12 protein-coding genes are annotated in these 11,186 nt (G+C 56.5%); all 12 read left to right on the top strand.

Going from position 1 to position 11,186, the window contains the following annotated elements:
* Positions 1–8 precede the first annotated feature (8 nt).
* Positions 9–1,418 carry an HlyD family efflux transporter periplasmic adaptor subunit gene (locus HMPREF1986_RS07880; protein WP_021774298.1) on the top strand — a complete coding sequence of 470 codons (1,410 nt, stop codon included), beginning with the start codon at positions 9–11 and terminating at the stop codon, positions 1,416–1,418.
* Positions 1,419–1,636: 218 nt separating this feature from the next.
* Complete coding sequence (locus HMPREF1986_RS13300) at positions 1,637–2,140, top strand: cell division protein SepF (RefSeq protein ID WP_009214858.1); 504 nt, start codon at positions 1,637–1,639, stop codon at positions 2,138–2,140.
* 71 nt (positions 2,141–2,211) lie between these two features.
* Complete coding sequence (gene aroB, locus HMPREF1986_RS07890) at positions 2,212–3,351, top strand: 3-dehydroquinate synthase (RefSeq protein WP_021774300.1); 1,140 nt, start codon at positions 2,212–2,214, stop codon at positions 3,349–3,351.
* Positions 3,342–3,851 carry a signal peptidase II gene (gene lspA / locus HMPREF1986_RS07895; RefSeq protein WP_021774301.1) on the top strand — a complete coding sequence of 170 codons (510 nt, stop codon included), beginning with the start codon at positions 3,342–3,344 and terminating at the stop codon, positions 3,849–3,851. The genes aroB and lspA overlap by 10 nt, the downstream gene beginning before the upstream one ends.
* On the top strand, positions 3,848–4,774 hold the full coding sequence (locus tag HMPREF1986_RS07900; RefSeq protein WP_021774302.1) for an RluA family pseudouridine synthase: 927 nt from the start codon (positions 3,848–3,850) through the stop codon (positions 4,772–4,774). Before lspA ends, HMPREF1986_RS07900 begins: the two co-directional genes overlap by 4 nt.
* Positions 4,771–7,290 carry a C40 family peptidase gene (locus HMPREF1986_RS12625; protein ID WP_021774303.1) on the top strand — a complete coding sequence of 840 codons (2,520 nt, stop codon included), beginning with the start codon at positions 4,771–4,773 and terminating at the stop codon, positions 7,288–7,290. Before HMPREF1986_RS07900 ends, HMPREF1986_RS12625 begins: the two co-directional genes overlap by 4 nt.
* 257 nt (positions 7,291–7,547) lie before the next feature.
* On the top strand, positions 7,548–7,853 hold the full coding sequence (rplU, locus tag HMPREF1986_RS07910; protein ID WP_036599829.1) for a 50S ribosomal protein L21: 306 nt from the start codon (positions 7,548–7,550) through the stop codon (positions 7,851–7,853).
* Positions 7,854–7,880: 27 nt separating this feature from the next.
* On the top strand, positions 7,881–8,144 hold the full coding sequence (rpmA, locus tag HMPREF1986_RS07915) for a 50S ribosomal protein L27 (RefSeq protein WP_009214852.1): 264 nt from the start codon (positions 7,881–7,883) through the stop codon (positions 8,142–8,144).
* 378 nt (positions 8,145–8,522) lie between these two features.
* Complete coding sequence (gene obgE, locus HMPREF1986_RS07920) at positions 8,523–9,851, top strand: GTPase ObgE (RefSeq protein WP_021774306.1); 1,329 nt, start codon at positions 8,523–8,525, stop codon at positions 9,849–9,851.
* On the top strand, positions 9,848–10,165 hold the full coding sequence (locus tag HMPREF1986_RS07925) for a YhbY family RNA-binding protein (protein WP_009214850.1): 318 nt from the start codon (positions 9,848–9,850) through the stop codon (positions 10,163–10,165). Before obgE ends, HMPREF1986_RS07925 begins: the two co-directional genes overlap by 4 nt.
* Complete coding sequence (gene nadD / locus HMPREF1986_RS07930) at positions 10,140–10,781, top strand: nicotinate-nucleotide adenylyltransferase (RefSeq protein WP_021774307.1); 642 nt, start codon at positions 10,140–10,142, stop codon at positions 10,779–10,781. Before HMPREF1986_RS07925 ends, nadD begins: the two co-directional genes overlap by 26 nt.
* A 185-nt stretch (positions 10,782–10,966) precedes the next feature.
* A partial coding sequence (locus tag HMPREF1986_RS07935) for a hypothetical protein (protein WP_021774308.1) occupies positions 10,967–11,186 on the top strand: 220 nt, incomplete at its 3' end.

Raw genomic sequence — 11,186 nt, forward strand, 5'->3', positions numbered from 1 at the left:
TTTTTAAGATGGCCCCTGAAAAGCAGGTATTTGAGGAAAACAGAAAACGCCGCTTTCAACCTAATGTAGGGACAGTGATCTTTCTGATCATCTTTCTCTACATTATTTTTAGCGCCTATGGCATGCTCCGGGGAAACAGGATCAGCTTTTATGAGGTGAGGGAGGGGAGCATCGTCCAGGAGAACGGCTTTAGCGGCATCATACTCCGGGAGGAGCAGACCGTCGATGCCCCGGGGGGAGGGCATATCCACTTTTTTGCCCAGGAGGGGAGGAGAGTGGGAGTCGGGGACGAGATCTTCGGGATCGATGATACCGGGGAGTTCACGAAATACCTCGGAGAGCACCCGGAGCTCGGCAGCAATCTGAGCAGCGAGCAGCTGGAGGATCTCCAGTCCCGCCTCTCCGCCTTTTCCGCGCATTTTCAGAATCAGCGCTTCTCCTCTCTCTACGAGATCAAGAACTCACTGGACACCGCAGCGCTCCGCTACTCCGGACTGGGGGAGGAAAAGGAGCTGGACAGCAAGCTGGAGGAGCTCGGGATCCGTCTGATCCGGGGAAAGGCCCCGGCGGCCGGCGTCGTCTCCTACAGCGTCGACGGCTACGAGGGACTGCGGGAGGGGGACATACGGGAGGAGCTCTTTCAGAAGGCGGGCTATGAGGAGTACTTCATTAAGCCCGGAGCTCTCCTGCAGCTGGACCGCTCGAAGGCGGCCTGCCGCCTCGTCACAAGCTCGGACTGGAGCATCGTCTTTCCGCTCACGGAGGAGCAGAGGACCCGCTATCAGGATCAAAAAAGGGTGAAGCTCTTTTTCCCGGGGAAGGAGCTGGCGACCAGCGCGGATCTCACTCTCTTTACGGGAGCCGATTCTCGGGTCTACGGCAGGGTGAAGATGAGTGAGCTGATGGAGGACTTCCTCAACGAACGCTTCCTGAATTTCCGCATCGTATCCAGCGAGAACCGGGGTCTGAAGATCCCTCTGAGCGCCGTGGTGGATCAGGAATTTTACCAGATCCCGAAGGACTACCTGGTGCAGAATGAGAAGGGGGAGGACGGCTTCCTTAAGATCAGCCAGGTAAACGGACAGAATACCGCGCAGTTTGTCGCGGAGGAGCCGGCGGTGAGCGATGAACAGTTTTGCTATCTGAGGACAGGCGGGGACGCGGAAAAGGACGGGATTAAACAGGGGGATCTTCTTTCCAGGAGCGACGGAAAGCAAAGCTTCACTGTCGCAAAGACCAAGGTTCTTCAGGGAGTCTACAATATCAATAAGGGCTACTGCATCTTTCGGCAGATCATCCCTTTGGAGAGCGGGACGGACTATTTGATCGCCGAGGCAAACATGGAAAATAGCGTTTCCGTCTATGATCACATTATTTTAAACGCTTCCCTCGTGAAAGATGGACAGCTTGTGTATTGAGCGAAAAGCGCTTCTTACGATTTTTGTTCGATTTTCGTATTTTTCCGGAAAAGCCAGGAAAGCGGCGTTTCCGCGACTTGACAAGACGCTCAAATGGTTTAGAATAGGTTTCACTACTACCGATCCTGCCAAGATGAGGAAGCGGGGGTGAGAGATAGTCCTCATCCGAAAAATAAAAACGGAGGGGAGATCCTCCCGATAAACTTGGAGAACAGAGTATGAGTTTTTTTAGCAACGTGATGAAGGCGTTCAAGATGCCCCAGGAGGATGCCGCTCAGGACGATGGTAATTATTTTGATGATGAAGAGGGTCAGTTCTATGATGATCCTCAGGATGGGAGTTCCTACGGCGGCGGAGGCGGAAGCGGCAGGGGCGGCGGTGGTTTCGGCGGCTTTTTCGGCGGAGGCAGGAAGAATCAGCCGGAGGACACGGAGCCCTATATGGAAGTGACCATGATTAAGCCGAAGTCCATGGAGGATTCCAGTGAGATCTGTGATTATCTTCTGGAGGGCACCGCTGTAGTGCTCAATATGGAACAGCTGGATCTGGAGCTTGCCCAGAGGATCATCGATTTTACTTCCGGCGCATCCTACGCACTCAACGGAAACTTGCAAAAGATTTCCAACTTCATCTTCATCGCTACCCCGCAGAATGTAGAGCTGTCCGGAGACTTCCAGAACATGCTCTCGTCCGGGAACGCTGATCTGAACGTCCGAGGATAAGGCAGGAACTAAACTTAGTCAGGCAGAGGCGTATCCGGTGGGGTATGCCTTTTTCAATTCCGGGGGTTTCCATGAGAAGGCTGGAGCTATGCTGTGGAGGAAAAAAGAGCTACGAGATCTGGATCGAGAAGGACCTTTCGGCCCTTCGGGAGGCGCTTCGTCCGCTCTCTCCGGAGGGGAGGAAGGCCGTCATCGTGACGGATGAGAATGTCGCGCCCCTCTATCTTTCGGAGCTTTTATCCCTCTTAAGGGAGCGCTTCCTTGCATTGGACAGCCTGGTTCTTCCCGCCGGGGAGGAGAATAAGACGCTTTCTGCCGTATCGAGAATCTACGAGAGGGCGGTGGAGGACGGCATAGAGCGGGGAGACTTCTTTCTCGCGCTTGGCGGCGGAGTCGTCGGAGATATCACGGGCTTTGCCGCGGCGACCTATCTGAGAGGGATCCGCTTCCTCCAGATCCCGACGACGCTGCTCGCCCAGGTGGATTCCGCGATCGGCGGGAAGACGGGAGTGGACTTCCGGGGCTATAAAAATATGGTGGGGGCCTTCCATATGCCCTCCCTCGTCTACAGTCCGATGTCTGTCCTCCGGAGCCTGGATGAAAGACAGTACGCCTCCGGGCTTGGAGAGGTCATGAAGCACGCTTTGATCCGGGACCGGGATTATTATGACTTTTTGATCCGGGAGAGAGAGGGGATCCTGCTCCGGGACGAAGAGATCCTGGCGGAGACCGTCTACCGGAGCGACCGCATCAAGAAGGAGATCGTGGAGGAGGACCCCAGGGAGGAGGGCATCCGAAGGCTCCTTAATTTCGGGCATACCCTGGGACATGCGATCGAGAGCTGCTCTGACTTTCAGTACAGCCATGGGCAGTGCGTCGCCTTCGGCTCTCTCCTTGCGGAGAGGATCTCCGCGGCCCTGAGCCCGGAGGAGGAGAGAGAGCTTATGGACTGGATGGAGGCGGTCGGACTGTCCGTCAAGCTCCGCAGGATGGATATCGGAGAGATCCTCTCCTCCGTGAAAAAGGACAAGAAGATGGATGGGGGAAGGATCCGCTTCATACTGCTTCGCCGGATCGGGGAAGCCTATATTGAGATCGGACTCAGCGAAGAGAGAATGAGGGAAGCCCTTCTCTCTTTGATGGAAGAGGGATCCTCTCTTAGGCATTCCCGGAAAAAACTCGTCTTTAAGAAAGGAAAAGCATGCTTTTAAAGAAAAAGGGAATTTCTTTTTCCCTCATGGCGCTTCTTTTGATCGCCCTGGATCAGCTCACGAAGGGACTTGCGAAAAGCAGCCTTTCTTCCGGGAGAGAGATCCCGATTCTCCCGCATGTGCTGGAGCTTCTCTATGTGCAGAATGAGGGGGCGGCCTTCGGCGTCCTGAGCGGCCAGAGGATGCTTTTTTTCGTCATCACCGTCCTGGTGCTCTCTGTGATTGTCTGCCTGATTCGGCGTCTTCCCGAAAAAAGACGTTATTTTCCTCTCTTTCTGAGCTCCCTCCTCATCTTTTCCGGAGCCATCGGAAACTTTATCGACCGCATGAGAAACGGATATGTGGTCGATTTCCTCTATTTCATGCCGATCAATTTCCCGGTCTTTAATGTCGCGGACATCTATGTCACGAGCGGCTGCGCGCTCATGATCTATCTCTTCCTTTTCGTCTACAGAGATGAGGATTTTCATTTTCTGAGAAGAAAGAAAGGGGGAAAATGACGGGGACGGAAAGCATCAGGGTGGAGGCGGAGTGCGCCGGGGAGCGGCTGGACCGTTATCTTTCCCAATGCCCGGAGCTTTCTCTGAGCAGAAGCTATGCGGAGCGCCTGATCGGGGAGGGAAGAGTGCTCCTGGACGGGCAGGCCGAAAAGCCGTCCAAAAGGCTGCGCGGGGGAGAGCAGATCTCCATCTGCTTCCCGGAGGAAAAGCCGACGGAGATCCGCGCAGAGGAGATTCCCCTGGACATTGTCTATGAGGACAGCGAGCTTTTGCTCGTCAATAAGCCAAAGGGAATGGTGGTGCACCCCGCGCCGGGACACAGCGGCGGGACACTGGTCAATGCACTGCTCGGGCGCCCGGAGGCGGAGCTTTCCTCCATCAACGGCGTGCTTCGTCCCGGGATCGTGCACCGGATCGACAGGGATACGACGGGACTTCTCCTGGTATGTAAGACTGACAGGGCGCACCGCGCCCTGGCGGAGCAGCTCAAGGAGCATACGATCACGAGGCGCTACCATGCGATTCTATGCGGGAGAATGCGAGAGGATGAGGGGAAGGTGGATGCCCCGATCGGGAGGAGCCGGAGGGATCGGAAGAAGCAGGCGATCGACTGGGAGAGAGGACGAGAAGCCGTGACGCATTACAGGGTGCTGGAGCGCTTTTCGGAATACACCCTGGTCGAATGCCGCCTGGAGACGGGGAGAACGCATCAGATCCGCGTTCACATGGCGAGCATAGGGCATCCGGTGCTGGGGGACGAGGTCTATGGCCCGAGGCACTGCCCCTTCCGCCTGGAGGGGCAGTGTCTCCATGCGAAGCGGCTCGGCTTCGTCCATCCTGTGAGCGGAAAATATATGGAGTTTGATTCGGAATATCCGGCTTATTTTGAGGAGCTCTTGCAAAAGCTCAGGAGGATGTCATGAGTCTGGGAAAGTGGAATAAGGGGGAAAAGCTTTGGCGCATTCTTCGAAGTCAGAGGACGATGGCGGCTCTGATGAGTGCCTTCGGGCTTCTCTCCGGCCTTTTTTCCAGGGCCTATCCGCCGATTTCCGCTTCCCCCGCTTCCCCTTCGTTTTCCTCGGAGAATGAGGCAGAGCTTCCGCCGGAGAGCACGGCTTTGGAGGAGACGGTGGGAGAGCCCGCCCCGGAGGACCCCGGCTTTCAGGCCGCGATGGACAAGCTGAATCTCGCCTATCTCTACCCGGAGGGGGCGGATCAGTCGGATGTTCTGAACTCCTACGCGGGGAAGGTCTACCGAAAGCTTATGACCGAGGATTCCCGCTATATCGCGGAGATCTATGAGCTCGCCGGCATCAGTCCGCTCAACATGGCAAAGCGGCTCTCCATCCCCAGTGGAAGGGTGCTCGGAAAATACAATCCGACGGCAGGGCAGAACCGGGATAAGCCGGACAGCTGGTTTGTGCCGAATTTTAAGAATGTGAATTTCAGCTTTTATGACGGCGACGGGAACCGGGTGAATGAATTCTCCAATGTGAAGGATATCATGGCCCTTGCGAGCGTCTACTGCTACCAGCACGATTACCGGGATTATCAGAGCTTTGAGAGAATCTGCAATGAGCTCTACGAGAAGTCGCGCTCCTACAAGGTATCCATCGGGGCAGTATACTACGACAAGGGCTGCATCCACCGCTCCGCCAAAGAGGAGGGGGAGGAAGCCGAGCAGGATGCCGCGAGGGATGCGGAGGAGAGGAAGAAGCTTAAGAACGCGACGGAGAGGGCAGAGGGAGTCTCCGGAGCGCAGTCCGAATCGGGAGAGGCGTCGGAGTATGAGTCCGCTTCGGATTCCCAGAGCAGGCCGACGCTTGGCTCCGAGGAGATTATCTCGAAGGACGGACAGGAGTACAGAGTTCAGTTCGGAGAGACGGATGCGGAGGGGCGGAGATCGATCCACTTCCTCCCGAATAACGGAGGCTCCTCCTCCGCTGCAGGATCGGAGAGCGCGCAGTCCGGAGATATGAAATCGAGCTCGGAGTCCGGGAGCGGAAGCGGTACCTCCTCCTCCGCAGCTTCCCCCGAAAGTACGGGGAAGCTGAATTCCGAGAGCCGATCTCAAAGCGCCGCAAAGGATGGGGGGAGCGGAGCGGAGAGCTCTTCCTCTTCCTCTCCATCGTCAAAGGCAGAGAGCTCCTCCGCCGCGAAGTCATCCAGCTCCGCCGCAAAGACAGAGAGCGCAAGCTCCGGAGCCGGGAAGTCGGGGACGACGGAAAATGATGTCATGGTGCTCGGCATGGGCGGGGCCGTGAGACTCTCCGCGCGGGGAAGTCTTCCGAAGGCCCGCTCTCTTCTCCGCAGCAGGGAGGGAAGAAGAGGGGAAGAGTCGAAAGTCCGCCTTATGGCGGAGAGTCAGACCCAGAGCTCGGAGAGCACAAAGCAGGAGGAAGGCTCGAAGCAGACAGAGAGCACAAGGCAGACAGAGAGCGCAAAGCAGACGGAGAGCGCGAAGCAGACAGAAAGCGCAAAGCAGACGGAGAGCACAAAGCAGGAGGAGGGCTCGAAGCAGACAGAGAGCACAAAGCAGACAGAGAGCGCGAAGCAGGCAGAAAACACAAAGCAGGCAGAGGGCTCCAAACAGGCGGAGAGCACAAGAGGGGCGGAGAGCAGGAAGGCGCCGGAGAGCGAGCGCGCTTCTTCCGGGGCAAAAAGTGAAACGCCGGCGACGGATGATCCGAACAGCAAAAACTACTGTCCGGGCCATGTGGATCTCTATGTGAGCGTGACTATACGCGGCTTCTCCGATAAGAACGGCCTCAGGAGCATTGATATTTCCGCAGATGACGCGATGGAAAAGTCGGACCGGGAAAACGCTTCTCCCGCCTGGCAGGGCTGGAGCGAGGAGGAGATCAGCGCCGCGGAGAAGATGATCGCGGAGGACTGGTATCAAAGCTATGGTCTCAGCATCTCCACCCTTGATCCGAAGGCGCCGCTCACCGGGGAGGAGATCTCCTCCTATCTCTCCAAGCTCCCGGATACGGTGAGTGATCGGAGGAAAGCGCTGATCAGAACGGCTCTCGATTCTGTCGGGAAGATCCCCTATTACTGGGGGGGGAAGGCCTCCTGTCAGGGCTTTGAGGGGAATCACTTCGGCGCTCCGGTCGGAGCCGATTACCGCGGGAGAATTCTCCGGGGACTGGACTGCTCCGGCTGGGTGCAGTGGGTTTACTGGACAGCGCTCGGCATGGATCTAAACCGTGTCTCCAGCACCTCAGAGCTTGTCGGGATGGGGACAAAGATCAACCGCTCGGATCTCATGCCCGGGGACATCATCATCCGGACCGGGGCGGACAGTCATGTCGTCATGTTCCTGGAGTGGAGCAAGAACGGCAATATGATCGCAATTCATGAAAACTCCACGGGAAACAATGTCTCCGTCGGAGAGGTCAGCGCGAATTATCCCTACTACCGAAGGCTCGTGGACTAAGAGACGGATCTCAGCCGGAGAAACGGCAGGACGGAATGCCACAGCCCGATAGGTGAAATTTTGTGAAGGACTAAAATCCGCCGAACCCTCTCGGAGTGGAAATAAGCTTCGGGATAGAGCGGGAATTAAAATTTCAGAAAGGGATTGACAGAGAAGGGGATCGTTGCTATGTTATAACGGTATGCCGCTTAGCGAGGTTCAAGCAGACACAGGGTCTCACCAAAGCTAGCGAGAGAAGAACAGGAGGTACCCTCGGAATGTACGCAGTGATTCTTACCGGCGGAAAGCAGTACAAGGTCAGCGAAGGCGACGTGATCCGCGTGGAAAAGCTTGAGGTCGAAGAAGGAGAGAAGATCAGCTTCGATCAGGTGCTTTTATTGAACGACGGCGGCCTGAAGCTCGGAAAGCCCTATGTGGAAGGCGCCAAGGTCTCCGGGACCGTGACAAAGAACGGCAAGGGAAAGAAGATCGTCGTCTACCGCTATAAGAGAAAGACCGGTTATCACAAGAAGAACGGACACAGGCAGCTCTTCACAGAGGTGAAGATCGATTCGATCGCCTGATCGGTTTCCAGATGGAGGGAAGGGAATATGGCTCATCATAAGGGTATGGGCTCTACCAAAAACGGTAGAGATTCGAATTCGAAGAGACTTGGTGCAAAGAGAGCGGACGGCCAGTTCGTCAAGGCGGGCAATGTGCTCTACAGGCAGAATGGAACCAGAATTCATCCGGGACAGAATGTCGGTCTTGGAAATGATTTTACGCTTTTCGCAAAGGTCGACGGAGTCGTCAGATTCGGAAGACTCGGGAGAGACCGGAAGCAGGTTTCCGTTCTTCCGAAGGAAGCAAGCTAGGACCTGATTCTGCGGCCCCATGCCGGTTTTTCCGGCGTGGGGTCTTTTCTGTTAGTGATAATCTTAATCCCCGTCGAGCAGTGAAATACCAGGCAAGCTTGTCTGCGGCTGCCCTGCCGCCTTTGTCTGTCCATGCTCAGGCCGTCTGCCGCCCCGGCGCTTAGCGATTTGGTATTTTAAATCGCTTACGCGCCGCTGGATGCGGCAGTCGGAGCGAGAGCGACCTGTGCCGGGCGGACAAAGGCGGCAGGGCGGCATAGCGATAGCCTTCCGGTGCGAATATCTGCCGGCGGCACGGGAGCTCTTTGCAGCGGGGTTCAGCGCGGTTTGCAATGTAAGGCGGGGGAGGGCGGATTAAGCGGATCCCAGGGAGGAAAAATGTTTGCCGATACTGCGAAAATTTTTGTAAAGAGCGGAAAGGGAGGGGACGGTCATGTTTCCTTTCGGAGAGAGCTCTATGTGCCCGCCGGCGGGCCCGACGGGGGAGACGGCGGAAAGGGCGGAGACATCATATTTGAGGTGGATTCCGGCCTCAATACGCTGGAGGATTTTCGGCATAAAAGGAAATATACCGCAGAGCCCGGCCGGGAGGGCGGCGGAAAGAGGATGCACGGGAGGAGCGGGAGAGATCTCGTGATCCGCGTCCCGGAGGGGACGATACTTCGAGAGGATGAGTCGGGAAAGATCATCGCGGATATGAGCGGGGAAAACAGGAGACTTCTTCTCTTAAGAGGCGGGAAAGGCGGACTCGGCAATATGCATTTTGCGACGCCCGCCATGCAGGCTCCGAAATATGCGCAGCCGGGGCAGGATTCGCGAGAGCTTTGGCTGCGGCTTGAGCTTCGCGTGATCGCGGATGTGGGGCTTTTGGGCTTTCCCAATGCGGGGAAGTCCTCTCTCCTTTCCATGTGCTCCAATGCCCGGCCCGAGATCGCGAATTATCATTTCACGACGCTCACGCCGCAGCTTGGCGTCGTCGGACTTAAGGGGGACAGAAGCTTTGTGATGGCGGATATCCCCGGACTCATCGAGGGAGCTTCGGAGGGAGTCGGCCTCGGATACCAGTTTCTCCGCCATATTGAGCGCTGCCGTGTCTTGATCCATGTCGTGGATCTCGCCGGCACGGAGGGGAGGGATCCCGCAGAGGATATCGAGACGCTTCGGAGGGAGCTGAGAAGCTATGATGAGCATCTCCTGGAGCGCCCCATGCTGATCGCGGCGAATAAGGTCGATCTCCTATCGGCGGAGGAGGAGAGGGAGCGCCTCGATATCCTCAGGGAAAAATACGGGGATCGGATGGAGGTCTGCCCGATCTCCGCGGCGGCGAATACCGGGATCGGGGAGCTTCTGGAGGAGGCCTGGAGGCTTCTTGAGAGGGCCGGAAGAGAGAGAAGGGTCTATGAGAGTGAGTTTGACCTCTCTTCGATCGGAAATGAGGAGCTGCTTCCGCTGGAGTATGGAAATCCGAAGCCGGGATTTTTCACGGTGGAGGGCCCGAAGATCGAGAAGATGCTCGGCTATACCAATCTGGAGTCCGAGAAGGGCTTTGCCTTCTTCCAGCGCTTTATGGAGGAGCAGGGAATCATCAAAAGGCTGAAGCGGATGGGACTCAAGGAAGGGGACAGTATCCGGATCTACGGGCACGAGTTTGAATATCTGGACAGCGAGGGGGATGATTTCCCCGCATCCGAGAAGGAGGAGGAATGAAATATATCAAAAGCAGCAAGCACCGGGCGCTTTTAAAGAGTGCCGCGATGGGATTGTCCCCGGCTCTTTCGATCGGAAAAAATTCGCTGACTGCGGAATTTCTCCAGTCGCTCTCTGAAAATATCGAAAAGAATGAGCTGATCAAGATCCAGATTCTGAAAAACTGTGAGGATGATCCGATGGAGCTCGCGGAGACGCTGGCAGAGCGCTCTCATTCCGAAATTGTGCAGCTGATCGGGAGAAAGATCGTGCTGTATAAGCCTGCGAAGGAGGAGAAGAACAGAAAGTATGAGGCTGGAACAGGGAGAAGCTGAGGAGGGGAGAAGAGGGACGGGCATCCTCGGAGGAAGCTTTGATCCGATTCACAATGCGCATCTTCGCCTCGCGGACTGTGCGCTCAAGGAGCTCGGACTTTCGGAGATCTGCTTCCTTCCGGCCGCGCATCCCTATCTCCATAAGCATAAGGATATCAGCCCCTTCGAGATCCGCGCGGAAATGACGAGGCTTGCGATCCGCGGGCGCCGGGACTTCCGCCTTTCCCTCATGGAGGGGGAGAGGGAGGGCCCCAGCTATACTGTGGATACGCTTCGAATCCTCCGGGAGCGCTGCCCGGGGGAGAGCTTCACGCTGATCATCGGAGCGGATCAGCTCTACGAGCTTGAGAACTGGCATGAGCCTTCCCTTCTCTTTCGTCTTTCGGAGATCGCCGCGGCGAGGCGGGATTCCGGGAGGAGGGAGAGAAATCTTTCGGAGCAGGCGGAGTACCTGAGGGGAAGGTACGGCGCGAGAATTCACCTCCTTTCTATGGAGGAAACAGAGATCTCCAGCAGCAGGATCCGGGAGATGGTCCGAAGGGGGGAGGACATCTCCGGCCTGGTGCCGGAAAGCGTCCTTTGCTATATCCGGGAGAAGGGGCTTTGGAGGAGCTGAGCTTTCCTCCTGTGCTCGCTCCGCATTTCCTGAGACAGGGGCAGGAGAAGGGAATTCTGTGTACAGAGCCGTAGAGCTGTGGTACACTGGATGCAATGAAACGGCCTGTCAGGGGCGATTTCGGATCTCCAGGGATCGAATCAGAAGGGAGGAGTATGAGTTTTTGTCCAAATTGCGGAAAAGAAATGAAGATAGGTGCGAAGTTCTGCCCTTATTGCGGGGAGAAGCTTCCTGCGTCTTCGGGGAATGCGGCGCTCCCTGCTTCTGAAGAGAGGAGCAAGGGAGAGGAGAGCGCTTCTGCTCCGCTGACAAGCGAAGGGAGTATTGCCTCCGAAAAGGAGAGCATTTCCGCTTCTCTGGCAGGCGGGGATAGCGATTCTTCGGAAAGGGGCGCTGAGGAGAGAA

The organism is Oribacterium sp. oral taxon 078 str. F0263 (genome assembly GCF_000469565.1).
Classification (GTDB): domain Bacteria; phylum Bacillota; class Clostridia; order Lachnospirales; family Lachnospiraceae; genus Oribacterium.